The organism is uncultured Campylobacter sp. (genome assembly GCF_938045595.1).
In the GTDB taxonomy this organism is placed as follows: Bacteria; Campylobacterota; Campylobacteria; order Campylobacterales; family Campylobacteraceae; genus Campylobacter_B.
Window position 1 is genome coordinate 1 of the sequence record NZ_CALIBB010000256.1, and the last position, 23892, is coordinate 23892.

Here is a 23892-nt window from a genome sequence, read left to right on the forward strand (position 1 = left end):
ATAAAAATTTGATCCGTCTCGGTTTCTTTAAGGTTTGAGGGACTAACGTCATTTTTGCCAATACTTACGTCATCACTAACGTCAATACTTACGTCAAAATTTTCATTTGCTAAATCTGAAATACTAATTTCAAAAGCATTAGCTATTTTTTGTAAATTCTCTCTAGTGGGATTTTTACTTGCTTTTTTGCTTTCGTATAGTTGAATAGTAGATCTCCCAACTCCAGATATTTTGGCTAGTTCGTCTTGCGACCATTCCCTTTCTTTTCTTAAAAAACTAATCTTTTGAGCTAAATCCACAGGAACCCCTTGACAAACCTAATAAATTAGGTTATAATTCAAAATATACTTAGAAAAGATAATACCTATAAAAAGGTTAAGATTTTCTAAAAGTTCTTTGAAATTTTATTGTTAAGCGGATAAATCTATTTTAAAGGATACTGCATGCAAGAAGCACCGGATGTAAGTGAGATACTAGAGATCGTAAAGGTCATAGTTAAGCTCATAGATGAATACACCAAAGATGGCGGAATAAGCGACCAAGCGAGAATAATTAAGCTTTTGAAGGCTTATTATTGTCTTGATGTTTAGGAGAGTCTAACAACTCTCCGACTTTTTTATAAAGATTAACGACGGGTTCTATTGCGTTGTCAACATAACCTGCGATTTCCATTTTCTTAACGTTTAATATAATCTTGGTAAGTTCAAGTTGAATTTCTTCTTTAGTCATTTGTAAGTCCTTTGAATTAAATTTTGCTTGGTCGCGAAATAATAATATCAAAGGGCTTACAAATATCCGCTTAACAATAAGATTTTATAGTAAAAAGGAGCAAATATGCCAGGATATAGAGTAAAACCGGTCTCAAAGGCCGTGAAGCAAAAGCTAAAGTATGATCTAAAAGACTACTGTGCGATGCGAGGACTAAGCTTAAGCAGCTTTTACAAGGGCTATATAAGCCAAAAAGCTAAAAAGATACTAGAAAAAGACGGCATAAAGGTAGCCTAATGTGGGTAAATTCCAAACGTGCGGCTGAAATTTTAAGTATAAATTTAAGAAAACTACAAAGAAGAGTAGTTAAAGCCCAAGCTAGTGGGAAAAAATTTTGCACTATTAAACCTAATATATTAGGTTTCACCTACACAGATGGCATCGGTCGCGGTGGTAAAACCCTTCAAATTTGGATTGACGATAGCCTGATAAACAACGAAAGCAGCGAAATTTCGCGACAAAGCGAGAGCGTTTGCGACAATAAGCACGGCGGAGCAAATTTAAACGGCGCGGCTGCGGCAGATCCGTCCGCAGGTAGCAATGCGTTAAGCTCAAGCACCGAGCCGAGCTCGGGCGGCGCGACGCGAGATTTAAGCGGCGCAGAGCCGAACTCAAGCGATCCGAGCAGCGCGACAAGCCTCCCTGCTATCGCCGTTTGCTCGGATAAAAAACGCAAAGCCGCTTTTGAGAAATACGACGTAATCAAGGCATGGGAAGATGCAAAAGGCAAGATAAGTGAGGCCGCTTTTCTGGAGTATATCAACGCTAAAAAGATATGCTGCGTAAAGGTAACCGCAAATAAGCTCTACGACTGGCAACGTAAATTTAAAAAAGGAGGCCTTGATGCGCTAGTGGACGAGCGGGATAATAATAAAACCCTAAAGCTTGACGCGCTAGGTCTTGCGCCGCTTTGCGTGGAACTGATACTCGCATGCAGCGGTATGGGCAAGGTAGATATAACAAACATCTACAAGGCGCTAAATTACCACGCGGTAAAAAATTCTCTCATAAACTTCGAGGATTTTCAGGGCAAAAGAGACGAGATCGTAAGCTATGAGGTAGTAAACAGATACGTCAATAACTACCTAAACAAAAACAAGCTTGTAAAAAACATCATCCTTTACGGCGAAGATGGAGCGGTTGGCCGCGGCTTGCCGGCTCTTGGCATCAGCAACTACGCCGTAAGCACGATAAACGAAGTCGTAGAGATAGACGGCAGCCCGCTTGATCTAATCTGCAACGCTAGCGAGCTTTGTGAGCTGATTGGCTGGCAAAACGTCAGCACTATCTTTAAAGACAAAGACGAATTTCAAAACTATGTAAAAGAGTGGCAAAAGCGCTACACCATCATCGCTCTAATCGATACGTATAGCGGCGTAGCGACGTTTCATATCAGCGATAGCGAGAATTCCCTCTCTATCGCTAGAGCCGTCGCCAAATATATCGTGCGCTACGGCAAGCCAAAGGTAATCAAGGGCGATAACGGCAAAGCTTTCAAGAGCGAGTATATGCGCGAAGTCTTAGGCGCGCTTGAGATCGAGTATAAAGCCGTGCGTGCTTATAGCGGCTGGCTCAAGCCATACGTAGAGCGAAATTTTAGAGCCTTGCAGCATAGCTTTAGCGTAAATTTGGCGGGCTTCATCGGGCACAATATCTCGCAGCGCCAAGCTATAGAGTTTTTTCGCTCTAAAAAAGAGCGCCGTCTAAAAAGAGGCTACAAGACGAATTTAACAAGGCTCAAAAATCTAAGCGAGGTGCAAGAGCTAATGGATATGTATGCGGAAAAATTTCTAAACACCCGCTACCTTGAGCGCCTTGATACTACCTGCGCAGCTGCGTATAGCGCAAAGATAAACGACGCCGCATATATGGACGCTCTAAGCATCAGCGCGCGTCTTGGCGGACGAGAGCTTAAGCACGTGCATAAAAAGGGCATCAGCCTAGATGGTGTGAGGTTTTACAGCGTGGAGATGTACGGGCTTGAGCGCGTATGGGTCAGCAAAAACGTCAATAATATAAATGAGTGCTTTTTATGGAGCGAGGATAATAAATTTATCGGTGTCGCCTCTACGCTCGATTTGGATGAGGGAGTAAGCGCCGAGGAGGCCAAAAGCGCGCAAAAGCTATTTAATAAGCGCCTAAAAGAGACCAAAAAGCAGATGGACGCTGCATCGATCGCACACAGGGCGGATTTTGAGCAGATAGTGCGCATGGTAGAAGCTAAGCCCGCCGCGATGCCGAAGCCGCAAGCGGCAAATAACGAAAGCAGGCTAATAGATGCTGCGCTAAAGGGGGCTAAAAGCTTGAACTCTAACGCAGCTTTGAGCGATGAAATTTTGAGCGCGCAAGCTGCGCAGCGCAAAACAGAGCGCAAGATAAAGAGCTTCGAGGAAGTAGTCTGCGGATAAGGCGCTTTTAAAGGGCATAAAATGTCTTTTAAAAGCCCCTTTATGGGCAAAGGAGAAAATATGCAAGAGATTATATCTAAGCTAAACGAATTCTTAGAGGGCGGAAGCGTGAGTATGAGTGCGCTTGCACGGGCTTTGGGCATTAGCCCGGGAGCGATCAGTCAATTTCGAGCGGGCAAATACAAGGGCGATAATGCGGCGATTGCAGCCAAGATAGGCGCCTATATCGATGCGAGCGCAAAAAAAGCAAAAGAGTTTGCCGCCTCGCCCGCGCGAGATGAAATTTTTAACTCACGGGACTACAAGATGGCGAATTTCGTCATCTCCGAAGCCGTAGGCGAGCGCGAGATAGCTTTGCTTTACGGCACCGCAGGTAGCGGCAAGAGCACGATACTACGCGACTTTGCCGCAAAAAATCCTAACGCGGTGCTAATTGAAGCTACCTGCCACACCAACGCTAACGCTCTACTTGGCGAGCTATGCGAGGCGCTAAGGCTGGAAGCCGCGGGCAGCGCGAATGCCAAATTAAAAGCGATATCAAGCTTCCTAAAAACTGCCGATAAGGTGCTGCTAATCGACGAAGCCGAGCATCTGCCTCTAAGAGCGCTTGAGGATCTACGCAGAATTTACGATTTTTCGAGTACGCCGCTAATTCTAGCAGGCACGGAGATTTTGCTAAAGAATTTAGTGGGGCGCAACAAGGAGCTTAGGCAGCTATATAGCCGCATTTGCGGCAAATGGGCTATGCAGGGGCTCAGCAAAGAGGAGAGCGATGCTTTTTACGGCACAGGGATCTTCGCTCACGCCAAAGGCAACTTCCGCGCGTCCGAAAAGTTACACAAAAAGTCGGTCCGCCTAGCGGCTCTTAACGGCTGCGCCGTGGGCGAGGAGATCATAGCCCAAGCCTGCGGCATGGTAATTTTATAAGGAGGAATAAGAGATGAAAGCTTATGAGAGTATGAAACTAGGCGATCTAAAGGCCTGCAAAGACGAAATAATAATTGCGCGCTCATTCATTCTATTCAAGACCCCGCGGGGCTGGATCGCAAAGATGAGAAAGCGCGAGAGCATAGTGGTACCGATCCCGCACTTCCGCCGCGGATTTGGAACGATCTGGAGCTAAGGCTTTGATTTTAAATGGCGCCCTGCGCGGGCGTCTTATAAAGTCAAAATTTAAGGAGCGGATATGAAATTTCCAAAAGAGCTGCAAGCCAAACGCACCAAGTGCATCGTCTATACTCGCGTGATGGGCTACTTACGCCCGGTAGAGAGCTTCAATATCGGCAAAGTGGGCGAGCACAAAGAACGTGTGCTGTTTGAAGAGAAAAAAGATGTCGCTAGCACTAAGCAAGTGTGAAGGCGCAAGAGCTCGCCGAAATTTTAAAATTTTGCTTGCAAAATTTCTGAAACTTCAGGTGGGTGCAGGGAGCGTAGCTCCCGCTCGCAGGGCGGGCTTAGCTCGCCCGAGAAGTTAAAACAAAAGGAAAGGTGAAATGCAAAGAATTCAGGGCTACCGCACGGACAAGGTATGCGCCGAGCGGGTGAGGATGCTAAAGGGCGATGCGGACGTAGCTTACCGCGAGCTTGCGGCGATGCTAGGCATCAGCGTCGAGCGCGTCGCGATGATAGAGCGCACGGCGCTTGCGAAGCTTAGGCACCCGAAAAACCGCAAGAAGTGGATGGAGATATTTGAAACCATCGCCGAGCTTGAGCGCTGCGAAGCTCAAAGGCTCGGTAGCGGCTGGAGCCTGAAAGGAACGAAGAATTGAAGCTAAAGGATTTGATAAACCTAAGCGCGCAGGATTATAGCGCCGCAGCTCTGCGCGAATTACACGCAAAGATGAGCGCCGCCGTGCCTGATATGGTAAGCGTAGGTCTTCGCTCGGTGCGTCGCGACGAAATAAGAGGCGGGTTGCTCGTAAAGGGCTGGGCATTTTATGTGAGCTTTTGCTACGGGGATAAAAAGCCTTGTGCCGAAATCGCGAGCTTCGGTAGGCTTCACATCTGCGCCGATGAGACGACGGCAGAAAGCCCGTATATCGGGAAAATTTTAAAGTATTTACAAGGAGCGTAACGTTTATCAAGCTCTTTTAGCAAGAGCTTACATAAGCGCTAAAGCTTAAATTTTAAAGAAAGGAGAAAAGATGGACAAACGAACGGCAAGGCTTTGTTTTGTAAGCTCGCCGTATGCAAGCATCCCGTGCAAACATGAGCGAGATCGCGACTACTATGCTCGCAAGCTTGCCGAGCAGGCCTGCGCCATCGTGCGCGCCAACGGCTACGAGCCTATATCGCCCGTACTTGCATGGATGGGGGTGTATAGCGAGCTGGAGCGCGAGCGAATAATGAAAAACTGCGAGGAGCTCCTCTCGGTATGCAGCTACTACTACTTTTTTGCCTGCGAAGGCAGCGAAAATAGCAAAGGTATGGCATACGAGCGAGAGCTTGCAAGGCAGCTCGGCGTGAGGGAGCTGAAATTTAGTCTTTTCGATGAGTGAGAGGCATGCGGTGCGGATCGTAAGAAAAGGGAAATCAAGTCTTCCGATCTGCTTACGATACGGCTACGTCATAAAATATGGACTAGCTAAAAAACTTAAAATTTTAGAAAGGAAAAGATATGGAAGCAACAAAAAAGCTCATATGCCGCATGATAAATGAAGCAGAACTCAGCCACGGCTACGCTAGCGCTAGAGTAGAGCCGCCATACGATGATGATCCTGTGCTTGCAGTAGCACAGGCGGCAGCAGATGCCACCATAGAGACGGCCGGTAAAATCCTAAATAGTCTCAAAGCAGAGGAAGAAGAGACGATTAGTGAACTTGAAAAATTCGTGAAAGGCGAGATAGCGGAAATCGAGGCGGACGAGCGATATCATTACGAGCCTGCGGATGTCTTTTCGAATGCTCCGCTAGCACTCATTCAAATGCGAATGGACGGTTCAATACATGCCTATAAAAGCATGCTTGAAAAAATCAAAAATTTAAAAGAAGGAGAAAAAGATGCAGATAAATAATTTTGCAGATGTCGATAACGCGCTAAAGCGAGTGTGTGAGCTTGAGGTGGCTTTGACCGATATAAACGGAGAGATAACGCTAAAGTGCAACGAGATCAAGGACGCACAAAAAGCCCGGGTCGAGAAGCTCGATAGCGAAAAGAAATATATCGAAGCCCAAATCACGGCTTTCTGCGAGAGCAATAAGGCGGAGTTCGCCGAAAAGCGCAGTAAGGATTTCACCTTCGGTAAGATAGGCTATAAGCTCAGTAAAAGCGTAAGCTTGCCGCGCATCAAAGAAAAGGTCGAAAAGCTTATCAAAGCGCTAAAGAGCTATAAGCTTGATGATTGCATATCCTACGAGGAGACTATAAACAAAGAAGCGATCTGCGAGCTTGATGACGCAAGCCTCGTTAAACTCGGCTTAAAGCGCACGGTGAAAGACAACTTCCGCATCGAGACCAAGATAGAGAATTTGCAAAGCGCAAATGTCTAAAAATCCGCGCTTTTAAACTTTAACAAAAAGCCCTATCTAAGGGCTTTTGATTAAGGTTTTATGAAGCGAAATTTTGGTAAAATACTAAAATTTAAAAAGGAGTAAAAACTATGCAAAAAGCATGTTTTTCTATAAATACTTTAAGCGATTTATGCTCTTTACAAAAAAAACTCATAAGTGGCGAAAGCGTTATCGTAGATAAAATAGGGCAAATATCATATACTATCAAACTAAAAGGTGGTAGATTCGACAATTTTGACATAGGCCTTATAGATGCCGATATAGCCGAAATAGTTTTATCGTATCAAAATAATTTTTATAAAATAGTTTCCACTTTGGAAAAAAATTATAATGTTGAAAATATAGACAAGACTAAACTTTTAAAGTTTAAATTGGAACGTGGTAGCCTACAAATAGAGCTAAAAGACTTAATTGCAACTTTATTGGAGAGTATAAAAAATATGAGTGATCCATACAAAGTGATTGTAATCGTATTTATAACGCTAGCGATTTTAGGCGGATACTCCTACAGTGAGTATTTAACGCATATCGAAAATTTGGCTGAAATAAGCGCTGAAAGCGAAAATAGGCGTATCATAGCAGACCTAAAGTCTGATAAAAAATTACAAAATGCCGTTAATGAGCCGAAAAAGACCGTAGCTACCGTGCTTCGTGACGACGAAAGTGCCGTATTCAACGACGAAGAAGAGCCTATAACTCACGAAAAAGTAAAAAAATTCGAGTTTAAAGAGTTAACCGACACGACGACAACGGATGATCAAATCGGAGAATTTACTATTTTAGGATACGAAAAGACAAATAGCGGAGATAGAAAATTTAAAATAGACGTAAACGGCATAAAATGGGTTAGCGCGAACCTTATAAACGCAGATCAACGCATAAAGCTGGCCACTGCTATAGAAAGAGGCAATAATGTGAAGCTGAAGATACGCACTGTTAAAGAATACGGCAAAATAAAGGAAGTTGCTATTCTGGATGTTATGGGCGGAGAATAGTAAGATGAGCGATAATCTAATCAAAACTACCTGCAAGCGGCTGGGGCTTACCTATAAGCAGCTGGGAGAGCTGATAGGGTATTCCGAGAGCGCCGTCAAAAATGCGGCCGTCGGAAACGTAAGCGAACCTATGAGTTTTGCCATTTCTCAATACTTCAAAATTCAAGACTTGGAAGCAAAGCTCAAGACTTGTGAAGATTTTAAGAAAAATTTAAAAGACTTTTTAAACTCTTAAAAGTCTTTTAAAGTATTATTCTACGCATTAAAACTACTTTACAAAACCTAAATACTTGACATTAAGTCCTTTTTAGTATATAATTACGCCATAAAAGTCATTTAGTGGCTTATGGTCTAAGGTTTGTCGAAAGACTTCAATCGTTTAAAATTTTGCCAAAGGAGTAAAAGATGAAAAATTTAGTAGTCATTAACGACCAAAGCGTAGAGTTTGAAGTGATGGATAATGGGATATTCACCACTTCATTAAGTGTTGCAGCAGTTTTTGAGAAACGCCATGCCGATATTATAGCGAAAATATCCGAATTTCCAACTGATGATTTTAACGAACGGAATTTTTCGCTCGTTAAATATCAAGACCAAAAAGGCGAATTTCGTCCAATGTATAAAATGACCCGCGACGGATTTTCGCTTCTCGTTATGGGTTTTACGGGCGAGCGAGCTTATAAGTGGAAAATAGAGTTTATTGCCGCTTTTAATAAGATGGAGGCGATGATTAAGCGCGGCAACTCTCACTTAGACGCTATTATCGACAATATGGGCGTCCTAAACGAAAAGATAGATAAGCTTCAAGCCAAAAACTCCGCCCTTGCAGGCGAGCTGATCGAAGCTAGCCGCAAATACACCGCCGCACTTGAGCGCGAAAACGCCCTATTGCGTCGCGATGCCGAAGGAGCCGGGCAGCTGCTTAAGAAATCCACCAAGCTAAGCGAAGCGGAGAGAGATGAAGTAGCAAGGCTGTATGAAAGCGGGCTATCGCAGGCGCAGATATGCCGCAGGCTCGGTCGCAGTGATACGGCGGTACGAAACGCGATAAGATCTCGCAGTTTAGGCAGCGCGAGCGAACTTTTCGGAGGTGCGCTATGAGGGAGGTAAGTATTGCCTATATTGATGCGGCGGATAGGGCAAGGGATATGCTTTTATGCCTAGGCATCCTAATGCAGGGGCTAGGCTTAGTGTGCGAGAATTACGAGAGCCCGAGCGGGCTAAAAGAAGCGCTCTATCTTTTAAGCAGATCCTGCGACGACGCAAGCGATGATATGGCTCGAGCGAAAGCTGAGGGGCTATCGCCCGCTAAGGCATAAAATAACTTCATCGGGGCGAGAGATCGCCCCTGTTAAAAATTCCACCCGTTTTTGCTACAATCGCAGCGTCTTTAAACCGCAGGAGCGAAATCATGACCAAATCTCAAGAGATTTACCGAAAGCAGCTTCTAACCCGCATTCACACCGCCCCCTTATACAAGCAAATAAAGGCGGCGGATGCGTGGGAGGATTGGCTCGGCTTTCGTTTCGGCGTTTACAGCTGTAAGGAGCTAAGCATAAGCGAGCTTGAGCGCGCGCTTGATATTTTATGCGGCCGCGCAGAGGACGGGACGGACTTCAAGCCCGACGTACTGGGGAGAAATTTGATCTACAATGCAAGCGGTAAGCTCTGCAAGACGAAGCGAAGCGACAAAGACGCGAAGCCCGTCGTCAAAAAAATAAGCCCGTCGCAGTTTGCTCGCATAAGCGCGCTTGCCGCCCACCTTGGTATGGACGAGCGGGGACTTTTGGGCTTTACGATGCGACAATGTAGAATTTTGCTTGGCAGGAAGGAGCAGCTCGCCAAACTCAGCGCGGCAAATGCAAGCAAGCTAATCACCGGACTAAGCAAGATCGCGCAATTCCGCGCCAGCAAAGGGCAAGTATGATCTGCCCGAAGTGTGCCTACGAAAAAACCTGCGTCATAGCCACGATCAAAAGCACTACGGTGCAGCGTTGGCGCAAATGCCCCAAATGCGGCACCAGCTTCTGCACGATAGAAATTTTAAAAACCGATGAAGAGCTAAACAGATATGCAAAAGAGGCTCTGAAAGAAAAATTAGACCACCCCGAATAATCCCATAAAATCACAAAAACTCTACTTTACCGCCTTTTCTATTTCACGGATTAGATAGCTTTCTATATCTTTTTGCAACGAGGGCAGAAGCGCTCCGCTTTTATCTATCGGCAGAAACGGGCGGGCGGGGATATAGATGCCGCGCCCCCAGCCGTTATGCGAGCCGAATTGATGCGTTAGCCCGTAAGGAAATCCATCGCGCGAGCTATTATTGCTTATCGTTACGCTGGTTTCGCTCGGATCAACGCTCCAAAGCTCCGCCAAATGTCCGGTTACCCGCAATATTTTCTTGCTGCCGCCGGCGCCGAATTTCGCCAAAAATACGCGGTTACGCGCCCTTGCACCTTTAGGCGAGCCGCTTTTTCTCATATACGCTATGGCGGTATTTGCGCTAAGAGGCGCCCACGCCTGCCCAAATGGGCTGCGCTCTCGCTCGAAGCTTAGCTCTATCTGCAGCTTTACCTTTTCGCCGATACTTGATAGCTTGCTTTTCATCTGCGCTCCGCTTAGGCTATTCTGCAGCGCTGTAAGCTTTGCCTCTATCTCCTCCATGCCTGTGATTTTTATTGACATTTTTCCGCCTTGGTGGTATAATCGCCTTAATAAAGCCGCTTATGCAAGTAACGTTGGTAACTTGGCTAATTTATTAGCGGATGGCGGGTTCGACTCCCGCAAGCGGCTTTATTTTATTTCCTCTAAATCGTATGTCCTCAAATCTTTCCTATCTATCTTACCTAGAGTAACGATTAAATTAGATATTCCAAATTTCTTTATCGTGTAATCTAGTGTTATGACCGCTTTGTTAATCTTGCTCTTATCTTGCTCATCATCCCAAAAAATCAAAATATCTTTTTTGCTCTTTTTATCAAAAAAATATCTTTTAGTCTTATCTAAAATTTTAACCAACTCTTTAATTTCATCTATGCGAAGTGCCTGATCGTATTTGCTCTTGCGTTCGGGCGAAAAGTGCAAAATTTTCTCTTTATTTAAGACTATACCTATATCTGCTAGCTCGGTTTGCATCGTTTCGTTATAAAATTTCACTATATTCGGTTTTAGGGTTCCTACTTGAAAGGTATTTATAGGGCTCTTTATATTTTTCTTTATCAATAGTTCGCTTACGGCTTCAAGTAACGAGGCCTGCCAAACGTAAAGATCACGCTTATGCGAAAAGTCATTTAAATCATCTTTTACCGCCTTTTTAAGGCTCTTTGAATTCGCGCGGCTTTTGCTAAATTTCGCGAGCTTTTCCGTTAAAATTTCATCTAAATTATCCGTCTTACCGACGTTATATGCCCAGTCGGGGTGGATTTTAGTAGGCGGGATATCCTCCGCTATGCTCCAGCCCTCTCGCCGCAGATCGTCGTCATCTACCGCCTGCACCTTGCAGCGACAGTTCCAGCCGTTCGGCGGATAGCCCTTATCCCAAAACGGATGGTTTTTCGGCAGTATCAGCCCGTGCAGCGCGCGATGGCTTGCCCTGGTGCGATCATCCAGCACCGCGACATAACGAAAATACGGCAGATCCGAGCTCATTTGGCTCTGATAGCGCGCAGCGGCATAGGCTACTCGCATATTGGTGTTATAGATATTTCGCAGCCTGCGATCGCCCACGTAAATTTGCTTTTGCTCGCCCGTTTTGGGGTCAGTTACCGCTACGCCCCCTAGCCAGCCTTTGCGCGCCAGGGTATCTTTAATGCCGCGCTTCCATTCATCAAATCCTTGCCCCTTTTGTGCGGCAAGGGCTAGGCTATCTTGAATGTCTTTCAGTAGATCGAGCCGCGTGATTTTTGCGACCGTAAAGACGCGATGATGAGCCTCGTGCATAATCTCGTCATAGTCGAAATGAAGCTGCGGTCGTTTATCTTTGATATATTTTACGACCTGCTGCGGCGGGGCAAAAAAGCTAATATTCATGATCGTCCGCGCCTAAAATTTCAGCGTTTGCTATGACCCGAAATAGCTCCTCCTCCAGAGCATCAAGCTTAAAACCTAGCGGATTTTTTGCAAGTATCTCATAAGCCTGCTCGTAGGTTTGAGCTTTATCCACCACGCTGTTTACGTAGGCGCGAATTTGTCCACCCGAGCTGCTAAAATCGTGCTGCGCGGTTTGCCGCTCTATCTCTGTAAGATATTTAGCCTGTTTTGCCGCATTCGTGGAATTCTTTTCTGCGTCCGTCTGTGCGGCCGGTTTATCATCCGCATTTTTCGGCGTAGCTTTTGCGCTTGGCGGCAGGTCAAATTCCTTTGCCATATCTTCAGGGCTCATCTCGTATCCTAGTTCATGCAAAATTTGAAGCATCTGCGCGCGCTGGAGCAGATCCACATCCTTTTCGATTTGGATGTTTATATTTGCTTTTTTGCCGAGGCGCGCATATATCCGCTCTACCAGACGGGTTACGAATTTTACGTCCGCAGCGACTATCTCGGCGCGGTTTTGCTCGTGGGTTTTGCTCATTGCGTAGCTGCCGCTTTGCGCGGTATTTGCATTCGAGCTCAATATCGAGCCGTTGATTACCTTGGCGATCTCGGCATCACAATAGCGCACAAACTCCATAAAATCGGCTTGGCTTCCTCTACCCTCCAGTACCTTGACGATATCGCTAGGTCCTAGCACCGCATAACTGCCGCTTTTGATACTCTCAAGCGCTTCAGCCATTTGTGTGATGACGTTTTCGTCTCCACTTGAGCTATTGCCGATAAGAGGCGGCACGCCCAAAAACTCCACAAATTTGAGGTAGTGGCTCAGCACGAAATGCTTGGCAAACACGAGCCATAAAATTTTCAGCAGCGCCGGATCTTCCTGCCTCACTACGATGAAAAACGGCTCTTTGGCTTCAATATCGCGTGAGCCTATCCGTAGATATGGCTTGTTTTCCACAATATTGATATATATTCTATCTACTACGTCAAATTTTATGTTCGCGTCCTCGTCCGCATATACCTCCAGCACCGCAAGCCCGAAAAGCCTTGCTTGCAGACCCGCCTCGATAATCTGCTCGATATTTTCATTTTGATCCTCGCCTAGATCGTGGGTAAAAAATTTATTTTCTACCGAGCTTAGACGTTTTTCTATTTCAGCCCCTACGGCGCTATCCTTATCCATTATTAAAGAAAACGCAGGGAACAGATAGTTTTGCTGCTTAGTAAGCAGTGCAGCGCGGATCTTAGAGGGGCTTAGCTCTACATATCCTGCTACGTCGGTCTTGGAATAAGCCCCCTTGGGTCTTAGAAGCTTAATGAGCGATCTTAAATCTTGTTTTTTCATCCATCATCCTTAAATTTCATTTGCGTGCGCTTTAAACGCTTTTAACCTCTTAGGTGATAAATCGCACGTCCAAAAATATTTAAACGCTTTTAAACGGCTTTTAAAAGCGTTTAAACGGCATTGTTCTTATTAGCTTTGCAACATATTTTTTAAAATGTCGCGTTTGCGCTTTCGCTCTTTGATGATCCGGCTAGCCTTTGCATAATCAAACGCCGGCACCTTTGCGATGCGCCATGCCATCTCTAGCGCATCCAGCCCATCATCGTGCGCGCTTTTAGGGTAGGTATCAAGCTCGTCTATAAAAACGAGCGAGTTTTTATCACTTAAAATTACGCCATTATTTATGGGCGGAGTTAGGCTATCGATACGAAGCTGCTTGGGCACGCTGTTTTTAAGCTCTATGATAGGCAGATAAAGCCCCAGTTCGCGGGCTTTTTTATCGAGCATATCCTTAAAAAACTCCTGAAACTGAATAGTTTCGATCGCGATTTTCAGCGGACGGTTAAGTCGTAAAATTTCAAGCGCCGCTGCTATGATGCGATCCATCATAAGCTCGGGCTTTACTTTTGCCATCTTAACGCTTGCATAAAATTTGCCCTCATACGCCCCAAGCGTAGCTACGGCGAAATAATCGCCCTTGCTTTTTCCTAGGGCGGGGTCAATCCCCATATAATAGGCGTCGCAAAGAGGCATCTGCTCGAAAGTTTGATACCCGCTAAAGCTTGCCTCCTCTTTACTCAGCGGCTCGTTTTGATATTCGCTCATAAAGGCACTTTTGGAGCTTAGAAACTCCTGTTTTATGCGCTCTTTATCCAGCCTGCTGTCATCGAGCAGCAGCTCTTTCATATCCCACTTTTGCTCATCTACGTTTGCGGGAAAAGCGCGCACCAGCGGATAGGATAGAGTTTTGAAATCCGCTCTTGCTTCGATGCGAAAGAGCAGGCTATCGTAATGCAGCGTCGTGCCTACGACGACGATATTATAAGCGTTATCGCCGCGGGCAGGCAGTTTCATAATGGCCTTTTCAAACCACTCATAAAGTTTGTCGCGCTGGGCTTTTGTTTTTACGTTTTCGTCGTTTTCCAGATCGTCGCAAATGATAAGATCCGGACGAAATCCTCGCCAGTTTTCGCCGCGGATCTTTTTGCCTGCACCGTAAGCGGAAATTTTAAACGCCTGCTTACCGCTATAAAATACGATCTCCTCCTCCGTCCATTTATCGCCCTTGCTAATGCCAAAGTCTCTAATCAAAAGTTCGTTTTCCTCAAGCTCGTTTTTTATAAATTCGATCGTCTTTTTGGATAGATTTATCGTAGCGCTAATGATTACGCAGTTGCGCTTTCGCGCGGTTACCGCAGTATTAAAGAGTACCCAAAGCCTTGAAATCAGGGTAGTTTTGGCAGCTCCTCTGTAAGCCTTAAAAAGCAGATGCCTATTTTTCGTGCTTAGCTTCGCCTCATTTTTATAAAAATCCGCTCGAAATTTTGAGGTTTCAGGCAGACGTACGTGAGCGCCAAAATAGATCCGTACGCACTCTTTAAAGCTTGCGCGCGCAGCCTTTATCCTGCCGTTTCTTTGCGGATCGATGGCGCGTCTTAGGGATTTGAGCTTGATGCGCAGCGCTTCAATATCTTCATTTGCAATCATTGCTTGAGCACCCGGCGTAAAATTTCATCCGCATTCGCAGCTAAAAACTCTGTCACGGCATCGCATTTTTTCTTCGTGGCAAGATCAGCAATCTCATTTATCGCGCGGCTTGCGGCGTCTAGCATTTGAGCCTTTATATCCGTTTTAAGCGGGGCTTTAAGACTATAATAGGTTTGCGTATAATCTTTTAAAATTTCTAGTCTCTCTTGAGGCGGCAGCTCCTGCATCTGTGAAAACGCCCGCTCGAAGCTTTCTATCAGCGCAAGGATAAAACCTTGCTCGCTTTTGATGGTATTACTCTGCTCTCTGTTTTTTGCAAGTGCTAGCTCATCCCAGTCCTCGCCCGCGGCTTTTGCTCTAGCCTTGGCGGCATAGATACTTTGGCGACTTACGCCGCAAGCAGTAGCGATGTCGGTGATTGAGTAGCCTTTGATAAACATATCGCGTGCAGTTTTAACGTCCAAGGCTTACCTCCTTAAATTTGCGCGTCGTCTCACTTTGCTATGCGCGACGATTTTATTTTTATCTCGCATTTTAGCCCGAATTTTTTTCCGTTTCACTCTTGATAGCCCCTAAATAGAGTGATTTTAACGGCGTTTGTCCGTATAATACCGCCAAATTTCGAGACGGAGGCAGTATGAGACAAGGCATAAATAGCGTTTTAGAGCTAAATTTTAAGCAGAACGAAAAGGTAAAGGTTTCGCCGGTCGGCGAAGTGATAGGTCTTGACGGGCGAGCGTTTCGGATCGACGGCGCCGCACTGATAGCCTCCATAGAAAAAAACGCCCTTGATATCGCCCTTGATGAAAACCACAGCTTTGGCGCGGCTTTAGGGTGGTTTGATAAGGATAGTTTCGAGCTTAGAGATGGCGGGATTTACGCTAGCCTAAGCCTAAATAAAACGGGTGAGGAGCTTATCGGCTCGCGGGCGTATCGATACCTAAGCCCCGTTTTTGATATGGGAGAGAATAGACGGGTGATCGGGCTTGATAGCGTAGGGCTCGTAAATCGCCCAAATTTGCTAAATAATGCAATCAACTCAAAAGGAGAGGAAGAGATGGATAAAGAAATTTCGGAGCTTTCGGCAAAAATAGACGCCCTAGGCAAGCAAATAGAGGAGCTTAGCGCAAATTTTGCCGCTAGCAACAAAGCAGAGGCTGTAAACGCAAAGCAAGACGATGCCGCAGAAAGCGAAGCGAATGCAAAAGAAAACAACGCGATAGAGGAAAAGATCACGGCGCTAGACGGACAGGTGCAAAAGCTTAGCTCCCTTTTGGGCGCGTTTTTCGGCAAAAAGGAGCTTCAAAAAAATAGCGCGTCCTCCCTAAGCGACGAGCAGAAAAAGGTGGCCTCTCTTTTAGGGCTTAGCGAAGAGGAATATGCAAAGGGGATTAAATAATGGCAAATTTTGAAGAGACATCGATCGGCTTTAAGGCGGTCTTTCAAAAGACCTTCAACGATACCAAAAGCGAGGCGGATGTTCTTGCTATGCGCATAGACAGCAACGATCTAAGCGAGAAATATGTTTGGCTGGGTAACTTTCCGATGATGAAAGAGTGGGTCGGCGATAGAGATATCAAAAAGTTCAAGGATTATGGCTATGCGCTAGAAAATCAGCCTTTTGAAGCGAGCGTTACGGTGCCAAATACTCATCTTGAATATGACAAAGTCGGGCTCTATAAACCTGCGATCGAACAGATGGCGTTCAATGCAAAAAAATTCGGCGGCGCGCTAGTGGCGAAAATTCTAGCCAACGCAGCCGACTCCACAAAGGGCAAATGCTACGACGGCAAGGCGTTTTTTGCCGCCGACCATGCATCTGGTAGTGATACCTATGCAAATAGCGGCACCGGCGCGCTGGATACGGCGCATCTTTTAGCTGCGGAAGCCTATATGATCAGCATCAAAGGCGACACCGGGCAAGCCCTGGGCGTAAGTCCGACGCATCTAATCTGCGGTCCTAAAAACCTTGCCGCAGCAATTACTGCAGTAAATAAGGAGCATTTAACCGCAGGCGAAACAAACCCTACTTTTAAGCGCTATAGCTTGCTCGTTTTGCCGGAGATCGCGGGCACTGAGTGGTATTTGATGGATCTAGGCAAACCGGTTCGCCCTTTTGTGCTTCAAGTTGCGAAAGATGGCGTCTTTGAGAGCAGCGACGACCATAAATTTATGAAAGACGCTGCGCTATTCGGCTGCAAAAGCTTTATGAACGCAGGATACGCGTTATGGCAACTTGCCTATATGTCCACGGGAAAATAAGGAGATAAGATGCATTATTGTGCGGAGGATTTTTTAGAAGATGGACGAGGAATTTCTAAGCAGAGCGAGACAGAGTCTATTCAACAAGGCGGAAGTGAGCGAGGCTCTAGCGAAGCAAGCGATGGAGGAAGCCAGAGCGCTGAGCAAGAAAAAGGCGATTCCGAAACCCTCGCTAATGGATCTGGCGATGTTTCGACTCAAGCTACTACTGAAAATAGAGCCGACGCAGCTGGATCAGATACTGGCAAACGAGGCCCTAAGAGAAGCGGCAGCGATAAAAAATGATGACGGCAGCGGCGGGATAATCAAGAGCGGACAGCGCAAAAGCGAGCTTAATCAAATTTGATATTTCGTCGATTTTTAAGCCTGCAAGCGGGAGGGTAGAGCCCCGCTCTCAGGGCTCGCGAGAAATATTAGGTCCCAGCGGAAGTATCGCAAGGCTAGGCTAGGAGCGATAAGGGCGCGAATGAGGCGGGCTGGATTGTCCCGCCGCAGTGAAGCGCACGCAATCGCGACGACGCATAGCGAAGCGAGACGACGCGCAAATTTAAAATAAAGGAGAAAAATATGGCTAGCAGTAGCGATTACGTAACCCTCGGCGGCGGTAAACTCTATATTGACGTCTATAAAGAGGGCAAGCCTACGGGTAGATTTGAATATTTCGGACTAAGTTCCGACGTAAGCATAAAGACCGAGCTTGAGAAGCTAGAGCATACCAACACTGAGGGGGCAACGCAGGCGATAGATAAGACTATCGTAAAAAGCCAAAGTGCGAGTATGAGCTTTAAAAGCGATGAAATTTCGATAAAGAATTTAGCTAGAGCCTATTTTGGCGAAACGTCGCAAAGCGAAAAAACGGCTAACGTTAAAATTACCGACGCCAAAGCGGGCGAAATCGTCGATCTAGGAGCCGTAGGCGGCAATCTTAGCGCCACCGTAGGCGGAGGCGGCACCGCTCCAAAAAAGGATGAGGACTATAAGTATCACGCAAATAGCGGTATAGTCGAATTTCTAAAAGATATTTCCGGAGAGGTTACTTTGGCGCTGAGCGCCGGTATCCAAAAGGAGAAGATGAGCGCCTTTAAAAACAGCAAACTGGAGTGCGCGCTGATGTTTATCGGCGAGGCGGCGACGGGAAGCGCGATGAAAGCGACTTTTTATAAGTGCTCCTTAAGAGCGGACGGGGATTTTGCGCTCAAGGGCGATGATTGGCTCTCTATCAGCTTCAGCGTCGATATTCTCAAAGACGAAACCCGTGCGGCAGGGAACCAATTCTTTGAAATTTGCGCTCTTTAAGGATAGAATTATGCCTTTTTTGAACGCGAGAATTTTGGGTTACGCCTTGATCGCAGTCTGCATGCTAAGCGCAGCGTGGATTACGAAGCTGAAATTTGAAATTTCGTCTCTTAATAATGCCTATGCTTCAAAACAGGCGGAAGCTCAAAGCTGCGCGGCAAGCCTAAGCTTACAAAATGCAGCGATAAAGTCGCTGCAGATTAAAGCAAGCAGGCTGAATGAGGATAAAATCAAGAGCGTCTCAAAAATTTATATAAAGGACAAAGGCTGTGAGAGTGAGCTTAGAGCGTATAAAATGCTTTTTAATAGCGCTTTTTAGCGTCTTTATGCTTGCAGGCTGCGCTAAAGAGCCGCAGATAAAGCAGGTATTCATCCCTGTAAAATGTAACCTAAAAATGCCTCTGCGCCCCGCCGAAAGCTCGGATTTCGAGGCGCACAAGGCACTAATGGCATATTTTCTAAAGTGCGAACAGATCGCAAAAGATTGCACGCAGGGAGCGAATGAATGAGACCTGTTCTGCTCTATCTACTGCGCGCGGTGCTTTTGGTGATTTTCAATTTAGAGCTTTTTGCGCTACTTGAGCTTTTTATTCGCAATACGAATGCGCTATTTTTGGCATGGTCGTGCTGCATAGGCATTAGCGGGGCGCTTACGGCGTCTCCCGGGCGCTTGAGCCCACACGGCAAAGCATGAGAAATGGAGTATCTAGCTTATGTCTGTGCCGTCGGCGTCGCAGGCAGCATAGTAGCATGGTTTAGGCGGCCTTCCGTAACCGAAAAATCGCCGACGGTAGCGCTGCGCTCGTTTTTTACGAGGCTTTGCGACGGCTGTTTTAGCGCCTATATCATTTATGAGATCGCGTTTTTTTATACCAAGGATATGCGTCTTGCTCTCGCAATCTGCGGGATAGGAGCGTTTAAAGGAAGCGGGATTTTAGATTTAGCGACAAGCTTTTTTAAAGAGAAATTTACCCTAAGAGACGATGAGGAGCCAAAATGAAAGAGACGCTGGAGTATTTAAAATCCAAGCTAAATCTTACGGCGGTAGCGAATACGGCGCTTATAGATCAAAACGGCGATTATCTGATTTTTAGCGGCTTTGAGCGTATCAGCGCGAACGAAACTAGCCTGAAGTTTCAAATCGTTTTAGCGCGCAACACTTTAGATTGCGAAATTTACGGAATTTTAGATGAGATCATGGCACTTAGCGACAAGCTTTTAAAAGATGAAGCCGCAAGCCGCGCCGTCATTTTAAAAAGCGCCGAGACGCGTTTTATAAGCGAAAGCCTATACGCCTACATTTTTGATCTAAATTTCCCTATAAAACGAGTTAAATAGGAGTGAGAATGGATCTGTTTAAAAAAAAGACGTTGAAAAACGGCATTACGATTAGAGAATTATCCATCGGATTAATTTATAAAATTCAATCGGGCATCATCAAAAACGACGATATAGCCGAAATTTTAAAGCAGTGCTGCGATCTTAGCGCAGATAAGATTGAAAACCTAGGCTATAGCGCCGCAAATGAGCTTTATGAGGAAATTTTGCGCCTAACCTACGGCGATCTTACCGCAAGCGACGAGGGCGGTAAAAAAAAATAACCTTTTGGATCTGCTACCTGCTAAAGCACGGCTTGGCTAGAGCGTGGGAGCTTCCTTTTAGCTTTGCAAAAGAGGCGATAGAGGGCTTTTCGCAGATAGAGGCTCAAGGGCTAAAAGAAATTTCTGCAGCGGTTAGGATCGCGCGCTTCGCGGACGATCGGGCGTTTAAAAAATTTATAAGCGAGGGAAAAAGTGAAAAAAGCGGTATCGAAAGGCTTAAAGAATTTGCTAAAGCTTGATTTTTACGCGCACCGCGTAAAGCTTATCCCGCTTTTTTGCGACAGCTCGCGCACAAAGGGCTCGTCTTTAGGCGAAATCCTAACTTCGGCTCGCTTTTCGCGGCTAAATTTATCTATATTTTTAAATATAAAAGCTAACTCCGGGCGTCTTAAGCGCTTTTGTGCTTCGATTTTTGCGGTAATCTTTTGCGCCTTTTTGCGTGTGAAATACTCTTTTATATGCGCCGCTATCACAAGACACATTAAAAAGCCAAACAAGCCTTCGCCGTTTTTATCTGTAAAACCGAATAGATCCATTTGCTCGTCTCCTGAAAGCATATTATATCAAAATTTAAGGCAAAGCGCATGGCTGATTTGAAGATAAAAATAGGTGTCGAAGCGGACGCTAGCGGTGCCGAAAAGGTCAAAAAGGGGCTATCAGACGTAGAGGCTGCCGCGCAAAAGGCAAGCAAAAGCACGGGCGCGTTAAAAAGCGCGTTAGACGGGATCAAATCCGACGCGTTTGCGAATTTGACAATCTCGCTGCGAGGGCTCAGTTCGGTTATATCTAGCGCTACTCAGGGCGTTAGAGAGTTTATCGCCGCCGGGCTTGAAAATAACGTCACCGTAGAAAATTTAAACGCTAGATTAAGAAGCCTGATAAACGTCGCAGAAAAAAGCGGCAAGCTAGATCCTTTCGAGAAATGGAAGCTTAGCGGACAAAAGGCGAGCGCGGCTCTTGAGGAGCTTAAAAAGCTCGATAGCGAGCTTGATTTCAGCTCCAGCGATCTAGCCGCGATGTTTACGAGCTTTTATTCTACTGCTAGCTCAAATATGAGTCTAGAAAAGGCTCTCGCGCTATTTCGAAATATCTCATACGCCGCGCAAAGCTCAGGGGCTGATGTAAACTCCCTAAAAGCGACGCTAGATAGCGTGGGCGCAGGCATTATCCAAACAAATACCGACTTCGGGCGGTTTTTGAAATCCTTGGGACTTCAAACCGAAAGTCTAAAGGCTGCGATAGAAAACGGCTCGTTTTTCGACGTGATGAACGAAAAGCTTAAAATTTTCGGCGAACAAGCCTCCTTTAGCGCTCCGAAATTTGAAGCTTTGGTAAGCTCGTACAAGGCGGCTATGGCGGAGCTGCAAGGAGAGGCTACGAAGCCGCTATTTGAGGGGCTTAAAAATTCCTTTGCCGAAATAAACGAGTATCTTTCAAACGATACGACGCTTAGGCAGGCTTTAGCGAACTTCGGCGAGGGCATAAATGAGATCGCAAGCGGTATTTTCAACAAAGATACCTTCGAGGCTGCCGCTAATGCTGCGGCGCTGCTTGCAAACTCTATAGGCTCGCTCATTAAAGTAGCCTCCGCTTTAAGCGATATAGCTATGCCCGACTGGCTCGCTGGAGAAAAAGATGCGGGAGTTTTCTCTACCGCGACGCGAGGATTAGGAGAGCTTGCCGAGGCGCTTAACAATATATTTTATATCCCCGCAAATCTTAAATTTGACCTGCCTTCATATATGCTTAAAGCGACGCAAAATACCAATGATTTTCGCTCAAGCTTAGCAAATTTAGGCGTAGAACTAGAAAAGACGGGCAATGTATGGAACCTAGGCAAAAATGAAAATTTAAGCACGGAAGCTGTCGCAAAAGGGATAGCCGCCGCAGATGAAGCGCTTAGAGGGCTTAGAGCAAGCCTTGAGGGGCTAAAAGAGGTAAGGCTTGATAAGGTTGTAGAAGCGGACGCAAAAAATCAGATTGAACTGCAGATTAATCAAATAGAGAGACTTAAGCAGGGTCTTACCTCTATGGTGGATGCGCGCGAGGCTGCAAATAACGCGATTATAAACGATAATAAAAGGGTTTTAAACGAGTTTTTAAAGGATGCCGATGCGCGTATAAAAAGCCATGACCGCACTATCGCAACGCTGCTTGCAAAGGAGCAAAGTTACAACTCGCAGCTAGAAAAGATGGCGCAGCAGCGGGTGGGTATAGAGGAGAAATACGCCCACAGCCGTGAGAGCTTGGAATTTAGCGCTGCAGAAAAAATCCGCCTAGCCAATCAAGCCGGGATGAGCGAGGAAGCGAAATTTAACGACGATCGCCTAGCTCTATCCCGCTCGCTTAGCGCAGCAAAAGAGGCGCTCAACAATAAGGATTTAGAGAGCTTCAAGCGCTACGCCGATCAAGCCTCTAAGCTAAACGATAGCTTGGGCGCACAAAAGAGCTTAGGAAGCGGCAAAAACGCGCAAACTATCAATAGAGCCGCGGATTATAAGAATACGGTAAATGAAATTTTGGCGCTAAATCTAAGCGCCAATGAGATGCAAAAAAATGCCGATCTTGCCGCTCATGACGCCAAGATGGCAAATATTGCTGCTGAAAAGGCGGCGGTAGAGGCTAGCTTGCAGAGTGAAAAGGCACTCTACAACGAGCTGATTGCACTAAAACAGAGGGCTGCAGAGGGCAAGATAGATTTTAGCGCTGAGGGTTTTGAAGAGGTAAAAACCAAAATCGCCGAGCTTAAAGACGCAATGAACGGAGGGGCTAGCATAAAGATAACCGCAGACGATGCGGCAGCGCAGGAGGCGAAAAAAAGCCTGCAAGCTCCAAGCTCAAGCATCCATACGATCGATCCGGACGCCAAGGCGGCGCAAAAGACGATCGAGGCGCTTAAAAGGCCCACATCATCGGTTCATACGATCCACGTCAAAACCATAGGCGGAGGCAAGATAAAAGGCACGAATGCCGCAGCTTTCGCTAGCGGCGGAGCGGTGGAACTTTTTAGGCGATATAGCGGCAAGATCGCCGGACATGATACCGCAGGCAGGGATGATGTGCCTGCGCTACTAAGCAGGGGTGAGTTTATTCAAAACGTCAGAGCCGTGGACTACTACGGCGCTAAATTTTTTGCACGGCTAAACGCTAGAGCGATCCCAAAAGAGAAGTTAGCCCGCTTCGCTAGCGGCGGACTTGTATTAGCTCGCCAAAACAGCGAGTTTATGCAAAGAATAGATATGAGCGTAAGCTCCGCAGACGTTAGGAGGCTAGCCAATAGGCTCTCCGATAAATTTTATGAGATGATCGACAAAAAGCTTTTTAGAAACGGGCTTGACGCCGTTAGGTCATGGAATAAGCAATATCCGGGATTTTTTAGGATTAAGGGAAACGATTATTTTACAAACTTCCGCGCTCTTGCCGAGGATCTATTATCCAGAGCGAAGCAGGGTCTAAACATAGAGGGTTATGCCGCCGAGTTTATAAAGCCGAATGCCGCTGCTGCTAAAAACGTAAATTTAAACTTCAATCTAGGCGGGGCGAGCTACAAAGCTCAAACCGACGAAGATACCGCAGCAGCGCTTCAAAGGTATCTAAAAGGAGCCGGAGTATGAGATTAAAAGCCGTAGAAAACGTAAAACTCGACGAGCCTTTGTTTTTGCAAGACGAGTTTAGAAACTACTCGCTAACAGCGGCAAGCGAGACCGCTATAAGCGGAGCGGAGATAGTATTTTTAAGGGAGCGCAAAAACAGAGCCCTCGTATTTTCCAGTGATGAGATCGCATGGCAAAGCAAAGCCTGCATAGACGCCCTGATCGCTCTAGCCGAAAGCTCTGCCGATAGCGAGCTTGCGTTGCTAACTGATACGGGGCAAATCAGAGCAAGATTTGATTATACGGACGCTGCAGTAAGTGCCGAGCCGCTTTTTAAAAGCGCAGAGCCGCTCTTTTATCTGACACTTAAATTCAAAGAGGTTTAAAAATTTTGCGAAAAGTCAAATTTATAAAAAAGGAGGCCCAATTT

General features: G+C 46.0%; 37 protein-coding genes and 1 tRNA gene. 30 read left to right on the forward strand and 8 right to left on the reverse strand.

The window, feature by feature from the left end:
- A partial coding sequence (locus tag Q0340_RS10015) for a helix-turn-helix transcriptional regulator (protein WP_298083187.1) occupies positions 1–299 on the reverse strand: 299 nt, incomplete at its 3' end.
- Between the two features lie 253 nt (positions 300–552).
- Positions 553–729, reverse strand: a complete 177-nt coding sequence (locus Q0340_RS10020) for a hypothetical protein (RefSeq protein ID WP_297895308.1) — start codon at positions 727–729, stop codon at positions 553–555.
- 105 nt (positions 730–834) lie between these two features.
- Between Q0340_RS10020 and Q0340_RS10025 the strand changes: the two genes are divergently transcribed.
- The 16 genes from Q0340_RS10025 (at position 835) to Q0340_RS10100 (ending at position 9795) form a co-directional block, all read left to right on the forward strand.
- Complete coding sequence (locus tag Q0340_RS10025) at positions 835–1005, forward strand: hypothetical protein (RefSeq protein ID WP_297895305.1); 171 nt, start codon at positions 835–837, stop codon at positions 1003–1005.
- Entirely contained in the window at positions 1005–3176 is a 2172-nt protein-coding gene (locus Q0340_RS10030) for a transposase family protein (RefSeq protein WP_298083188.1), read from the forward strand. The genes Q0340_RS10025 and Q0340_RS10030 overlap by 1 nt, the downstream gene beginning before the upstream one ends.
- A gap of 60 nt (positions 3177–3236) precedes the next feature.
- Positions 3237–4103 carry an AAA family ATPase gene (locus tag Q0340_RS10035; RefSeq protein WP_298083189.1) on the forward strand — a complete coding sequence of 289 codons (867 nt, stop codon included), beginning with the start codon at positions 3237–3239 and terminating at the stop codon, positions 4101–4103.
- 13 nt (positions 4104–4116) lie between these two features.
- Entirely contained in the window at positions 4117–4299 is a 183-nt protein-coding gene (locus Q0340_RS10040; RefSeq protein ID WP_298083190.1) for a hypothetical protein, read from the forward strand.
- A 63-nt stretch (positions 4300–4362) separates the two neighbouring features.
- Positions 4363–4533 (forward strand): anaerobic ribonucleoside-triphosphate reductase, encoded by a 171-nt coding sequence (nrdD, locus tag Q0340_RS10045; protein ID WP_298083191.1) that lies wholly within the window; start codon positions 4363–4365, stop codon positions 4531–4533.
- Positions 4534–4669: 136 nt separating this feature from the next.
- Complete coding sequence (locus Q0340_RS10050) at positions 4670–4945, forward strand: sigma factor-like helix-turn-helix DNA-binding protein (protein ID WP_297905310.1); 276 nt, start codon at positions 4670–4672, stop codon at positions 4943–4945.
- The gene (locus tag Q0340_RS10055; RefSeq protein WP_298083192.1) at positions 4942–5250 is read left to right on the forward strand and encodes a hypothetical protein; all 309 of its coding nucleotides are present in this window, start codon (positions 4942–4944) and stop codon (positions 5248–5250) included. Before Q0340_RS10050 ends, Q0340_RS10055 begins: the two co-directional genes overlap by 4 nt.
- Positions 5251–5320: 70 nt before the next feature.
- Positions 5321–5674, forward strand: coding sequence for a hypothetical protein (locus Q0340_RS10060; RefSeq protein WP_297916040.1), 354 nt, complete (start codon positions 5321–5323; stop codon positions 5672–5674).
- Positions 5675–5793: 119 nt separating this feature from the next.
- The gene (locus Q0340_RS10065; RefSeq protein ID WP_298083193.1) at positions 5794–6189 is read left to right on the forward strand and encodes a hypothetical protein; all 396 of its coding nucleotides are present in this window, start codon (positions 5794–5796) and stop codon (positions 6187–6189) included.
- Complete coding sequence (locus Q0340_RS10070) at positions 6176–6664, forward strand: host-nuclease inhibitor Gam family protein (RefSeq protein ID WP_298083194.1); 489 nt, start codon at positions 6176–6178, stop codon at positions 6662–6664. The genes Q0340_RS10065 and Q0340_RS10070 overlap by 14 nt, the downstream gene beginning before the upstream one ends.
- 110 nt (positions 6665–6774) lie before the next feature.
- Positions 6775–7680, forward strand: coding sequence for a hypothetical protein (locus Q0340_RS10075; RefSeq protein WP_298083195.1), 906 nt, complete (start codon positions 6775–6777; stop codon positions 7678–7680).
- A gap of 4 nt (positions 7681–7684) precedes the next feature.
- Entirely contained in the window at positions 7685–7915 is a 231-nt protein-coding gene (locus tag Q0340_RS10080; RefSeq protein WP_297895526.1) for a transcriptional regulator, read from the forward strand.
- Between the two features lie 170 nt (positions 7916–8085).
- Complete coding sequence (locus Q0340_RS10085) at positions 8086–8781, forward strand: Rha family transcriptional regulator (RefSeq protein WP_297895524.1); 696 nt, start codon at positions 8086–8088, stop codon at positions 8779–8781.
- Complete coding sequence (locus Q0340_RS10090) at positions 8778–8999, forward strand: hypothetical protein (protein WP_298083196.1); 222 nt, start codon at positions 8778–8780, stop codon at positions 8997–8999. Before Q0340_RS10085 ends, Q0340_RS10090 begins: the two co-directional genes overlap by 4 nt.
- Before the next feature lie 92 nt (positions 9000–9091).
- A complete protein-coding gene (locus tag Q0340_RS10095; protein WP_298083197.1) occupies positions 9092–9607 on the forward strand; it encodes a phage protein GemA/Gp16 family protein in 516 nt (171 codons plus the stop codon).
- Positions 9604–9795 carry a hypothetical protein gene (locus tag Q0340_RS10100; RefSeq protein WP_297895735.1) on the forward strand — a complete coding sequence of 64 codons (192 nt, stop codon included), beginning with the start codon at positions 9604–9606 and terminating at the stop codon, positions 9793–9795. Before Q0340_RS10095 ends, Q0340_RS10100 begins: the two co-directional genes overlap by 4 nt.
- 21 nt (positions 9796–9816) lie before the next feature.
- Here the strand turns inward: Q0340_RS10100 and Q0340_RS10105 are convergent, their stop codons facing one another.
- Positions 9817–10368 carry a phage virion morphogenesis protein gene (locus tag Q0340_RS10105; RefSeq protein ID WP_298083198.1) on the reverse strand — a complete coding sequence of 184 codons (552 nt, stop codon included), beginning with the start codon at positions 10366–10368 and terminating at the stop codon, positions 9817–9819.
- A gap of 34 nt (positions 10369–10402) precedes the next feature.
- Between Q0340_RS10105 and Q0340_RS10110 the strand changes: the two genes are divergently transcribed.
- A tRNA-OTHER gene (locus Q0340_RS10110) sits at positions 10403–10476 on the forward strand.
- Here Q0340_RS10110 and Q0340_RS10115 read toward each other — a convergent pair.
- From Q0340_RS10115 to Q0340_RS10130, 4 genes are all read right to left on the reverse strand, one after another.
- On the reverse strand, positions 10477–11712 hold the full coding sequence (locus Q0340_RS10115; RefSeq protein ID WP_298083199.1) for a phage minor head protein: 1236 nt from the start codon (positions 11710–11712) through the stop codon (positions 10477–10479).
- Entirely contained in the window at positions 11702–13063 is a 1362-nt protein-coding gene (locus Q0340_RS10120; RefSeq protein WP_298083200.1) for a DUF935 family protein, read from the reverse strand. Before Q0340_RS10120 ends, Q0340_RS10115 begins: the two co-directional genes overlap by 11 nt.
- 129 nt (positions 13064–13192) lie before the next feature.
- On the reverse strand, positions 13193–14710 hold the full coding sequence (gene terL / locus Q0340_RS10125) for a phage terminase large subunit (protein WP_298083201.1): 1518 nt from the start codon (positions 14708–14710) through the stop codon (positions 13193–13195).
- The gene (locus tag Q0340_RS10130; RefSeq protein ID WP_298083202.1) at positions 14707–15174 is read right to left on the reverse strand and encodes a DUF1804 family protein; all 468 of its coding nucleotides are present in this window, start codon (positions 15172–15174) and stop codon (positions 14707–14709) included. Before Q0340_RS10130 ends, terL begins: the two co-directional genes overlap by 4 nt.
- A 173-nt stretch (positions 15175–15347) precedes the next feature.
- On the opposite strand from Q0340_RS10130, the gene Q0340_RS10135 reads away from it, so the two are divergent.
- The 11 genes from Q0340_RS10135 (at position 15348) to Q0340_RS10185 (ending at position 20108) form a co-directional block, all read left to right on the forward strand.
- Positions 15348–16109 (forward strand): phage protease, encoded by a 762-nt coding sequence (locus Q0340_RS10135; RefSeq protein ID WP_298083203.1) that lies wholly within the window; start codon positions 15348–15350, stop codon positions 16107–16109.
- The gene (locus Q0340_RS10140) at positions 16109–16972 is read left to right on the forward strand and encodes a Mu-like prophage major head subunit gpT family protein (protein ID WP_297893794.1); all 864 of its coding nucleotides are present in this window, start codon (positions 16109–16111) and stop codon (positions 16970–16972) included. The genes Q0340_RS10135 and Q0340_RS10140 overlap by 1 nt, the downstream gene beginning before the upstream one ends.
- A 40-nt stretch (positions 16973–17012) precedes the next feature.
- Complete coding sequence (locus Q0340_RS10145; RefSeq protein ID WP_297893796.1) at positions 17013–17318, forward strand: hypothetical protein; 306 nt, start codon at positions 17013–17015, stop codon at positions 17316–17318.
- A 221-nt stretch (positions 17319–17539) separates the two neighbouring features.
- On the forward strand, positions 17540–18268 hold the full coding sequence (locus Q0340_RS10150) for a hypothetical protein (protein WP_298083204.1): 729 nt from the start codon (positions 17540–17542) through the stop codon (positions 18266–18268).
- 10 nt (positions 18269–18278) lie between these two features.
- A complete protein-coding gene (locus tag Q0340_RS10155) occupies positions 18279–18587 on the forward strand; it encodes a hypothetical protein (protein WP_298083205.1) in 309 nt (102 codons plus the stop codon).
- A 7-nt stretch (positions 18588–18594) separates the two neighbouring features.
- A complete protein-coding gene (locus Q0340_RS10160; RefSeq protein WP_298083206.1) occupies positions 18595–18777 on the forward strand; it encodes a hypothetical protein in 183 nt (60 codons plus the stop codon).
- A complete protein-coding gene (locus tag Q0340_RS10165; RefSeq protein ID WP_297959750.1) occupies positions 18774–18962 on the forward strand; it encodes a hypothetical protein in 189 nt (62 codons plus the stop codon). The genes Q0340_RS10160 and Q0340_RS10165 overlap by 4 nt, the downstream gene beginning before the upstream one ends.
- 3 nt (positions 18963–18965) lie before the next feature.
- Positions 18966–19268: a hypothetical protein gene (locus Q0340_RS10170; RefSeq protein WP_298083207.1), complete on the forward strand. Its 303-nt coding sequence runs from the start codon at positions 18966–18968 to the stop codon at positions 19266–19268.
- Positions 19265–19606 carry a hypothetical protein gene (locus Q0340_RS10175; protein ID WP_298083208.1) on the forward strand — a complete coding sequence of 114 codons (342 nt, stop codon included), beginning with the start codon at positions 19265–19267 and terminating at the stop codon, positions 19604–19606. Before Q0340_RS10170 ends, Q0340_RS10175 begins: the two co-directional genes overlap by 4 nt.
- Before the next feature lie 8 nt (positions 19607–19614).
- A complete protein-coding gene (locus Q0340_RS10180; protein WP_297959745.1) occupies positions 19615–19869 on the forward strand; it encodes a hypothetical protein in 255 nt (84 codons plus the stop codon).
- Positions 19870–19901: 32 nt separating this feature from the next.
- Positions 19902–20108, forward strand: a complete 207-nt coding sequence (locus Q0340_RS10185; RefSeq protein WP_298083209.1) for a hypothetical protein — start codon at positions 19902–19904, stop codon at positions 20106–20108.
- 3 nt (positions 20109–20111) lie between these two features.
- Here the strand turns inward: Q0340_RS10185 and Q0340_RS10190 are convergent, their stop codons facing one another.
- Positions 20112–20405, reverse strand: a complete 294-nt coding sequence (locus Q0340_RS10190; RefSeq protein ID WP_298083210.1) for a hypothetical protein — start codon at positions 20403–20405, stop codon at positions 20112–20114.
- 48 nt (positions 20406–20453) lie between these two features.
- Here Q0340_RS10190 and Q0340_RS10195 point away from each other — a divergent pair, with 48 nt between their 5' ends.
- Together Q0340_RS10195 and Q0340_RS10200 are read left to right on the forward strand one after the other, a co-directional pair.
- Positions 20454–23483 carry a hypothetical protein gene (locus Q0340_RS10195; protein ID WP_298083211.1) on the forward strand — a complete coding sequence of 1010 codons (3030 nt, stop codon included), beginning with the start codon at positions 20454–20456 and terminating at the stop codon, positions 23481–23483.
- Positions 23480–23848 carry a hypothetical protein gene (locus Q0340_RS10200; RefSeq protein ID WP_298083212.1) on the forward strand — a complete coding sequence of 123 codons (369 nt, stop codon included), beginning with the start codon at positions 23480–23482 and terminating at the stop codon, positions 23846–23848. Before Q0340_RS10195 ends, Q0340_RS10200 begins: the two co-directional genes overlap by 4 nt.
- Positions 23849–23892 lie beyond the last annotated feature (44 nt).

Coding starts and splice junctions, on each gene's coding strand:
- Q0340_RS10020 (WP_297895308.1), bottom strand. CDS start 729: ATGACTAAAGAAGAAATTCAACTTGAACTTACCAAGATTATATTAAAC.
- Q0340_RS10025 (WP_297895305.1), top strand. CDS start 835: ATGCCAGGATATAGAGTAAAACCGGTCTCAAAGGCCGTGAAGCAAAAG.
- Q0340_RS10030 (WP_298083188.1), top strand. CDS start 1,005: ATGTGGGTAAATTCCAAACGTGCGGCTGAAATTTTAAGTATAAATTTA.
- Q0340_RS10035 (WP_298083189.1), top strand. CDS start 3,237: ATGCAAGAGATTATATCTAAGCTAAACGAATTCTTAGAGGGCGGAAGC.
- Q0340_RS10040 (WP_298083190.1), top strand. CDS start 4,117: ATGAAAGCTTATGAGAGTATGAAACTAGGCGATCTAAAGGCCTGCAAA.
- nrdD (WP_298083191.1), top strand. CDS start 4,363: ATGAAATTTCCAAAAGAGCTGCAAGCCAAACGCACCAAGTGCATCGTC.
- Q0340_RS10050 (WP_297905310.1), top strand. CDS start 4,670: ATGCAAAGAATTCAGGGCTACCGCACGGACAAGGTATGCGCCGAGCGG.
- Q0340_RS10060 (WP_297916040.1), top strand. CDS start 5,321: ATGGACAAACGAACGGCAAGGCTTTGTTTTGTAAGCTCGCCGTATGCA.
- Q0340_RS10065 (WP_298083193.1), top strand. CDS start 5,794: ATGGAAGCAACAAAAAAGCTCATATGCCGCATGATAAATGAAGCAGAA.
- Q0340_RS10070 (WP_298083194.1), top strand. CDS start 6,176: ATGCAGATAAATAATTTTGCAGATGTCGATAACGCGCTAAAGCGAGTG.
- Q0340_RS10075 (WP_298083195.1), top strand. CDS start 6,775: ATGCAAAAAGCATGTTTTTCTATAAATACTTTAAGCGATTTATGCTCT.
- Q0340_RS10080 (WP_297895526.1), top strand. CDS start 7,685: ATGAGCGATAATCTAATCAAAACTACCTGCAAGCGGCTGGGGCTTACC.
- Q0340_RS10085 (WP_297895524.1), top strand. CDS start 8,086: ATGAAAAATTTAGTAGTCATTAACGACCAAAGCGTAGAGTTTGAAGTG.
- Q0340_RS10090 (WP_298083196.1), top strand. CDS start 8,778: ATGAGGGAGGTAAGTATTGCCTATATTGATGCGGCGGATAGGGCAAGG.
- Q0340_RS10095 (WP_298083197.1), top strand. CDS start 9,092: ATGACCAAATCTCAAGAGATTTACCGAAAGCAGCTTCTAACCCGCATT.
- Q0340_RS10100 (WP_297895735.1), top strand. CDS start 9,604: ATGATCTGCCCGAAGTGTGCCTACGAAAAAACCTGCGTCATAGCCACG.
- Q0340_RS10105 (WP_298083198.1), bottom strand. CDS start 10,368: ATGTCAATAAAAATCACAGGCATGGAGGAGATAGAGGCAAAGCTTACA.
- Q0340_RS10115 (WP_298083199.1), bottom strand. CDS start 11,712: ATGAATATTAGCTTTTTTGCCCCGCCGCAGCAGGTCGTAAAATATATC.
- Q0340_RS10120 (WP_298083200.1), bottom strand. CDS start 13,063: ATGAAAAAACAAGATTTAAGATCGCTCATTAAGCTTCTAAGACCCAAG.
- terL (WP_298083201.1), bottom strand. CDS start 14,710: ATGATTGCAAATGAAGATATTGAAGCGCTGCGCATCAAGCTCAAATCC.
- Q0340_RS10135 (WP_298083203.1), top strand. CDS start 15,348: ATGAGACAAGGCATAAATAGCGTTTTAGAGCTAAATTTTAAGCAGAAC.
- Q0340_RS10140 (WP_297893794.1), top strand. CDS start 16,109: ATGGCAAATTTTGAAGAGACATCGATCGGCTTTAAGGCGGTCTTTCAA.
- Q0340_RS10145 (WP_297893796.1), top strand. CDS start 17,013: ATGGACGAGGAATTTCTAAGCAGAGCGAGACAGAGTCTATTCAACAAG.
- Q0340_RS10150 (WP_298083204.1), top strand. CDS start 17,540: ATGGCTAGCAGTAGCGATTACGTAACCCTCGGCGGCGGTAAACTCTAT.
- Q0340_RS10155 (WP_298083205.1), top strand. CDS start 18,279: ATGCCTTTTTTGAACGCGAGAATTTTGGGTTACGCCTTGATCGCAGTC.
- Q0340_RS10160 (WP_298083206.1), top strand. CDS start 18,595: ATGCTTGCAGGCTGCGCTAAAGAGCCGCAGATAAAGCAGGTATTCATC.
- Q0340_RS10165 (WP_297959750.1), top strand. CDS start 18,774: ATGAGACCTGTTCTGCTCTATCTACTGCGCGCGGTGCTTTTGGTGATT.
- Q0340_RS10170 (WP_298083207.1), top strand. CDS start 18,966: ATGGAGTATCTAGCTTATGTCTGTGCCGTCGGCGTCGCAGGCAGCATA.
- Q0340_RS10175 (WP_298083208.1), top strand. CDS start 19,265: ATGAAAGAGACGCTGGAGTATTTAAAATCCAAGCTAAATCTTACGGCG.
- Q0340_RS10180 (WP_297959745.1), top strand. CDS start 19,615: ATGGATCTGTTTAAAAAAAAGACGTTGAAAAACGGCATTACGATTAGA.
- Q0340_RS10190 (WP_298083210.1), bottom strand. CDS start 20,405: ATGGATCTATTCGGTTTTACAGATAAAAACGGCGAAGGCTTGTTTGGC.
- Q0340_RS10195 (WP_298083211.1), top strand. CDS start 20,454: ATGGCTGATTTGAAGATAAAAATAGGTGTCGAAGCGGACGCTAGCGGT.
- Q0340_RS10200 (WP_298083212.1), top strand. CDS start 23,480: ATGAGATTAAAAGCCGTAGAAAACGTAAAACTCGACGAGCCTTTGTTT.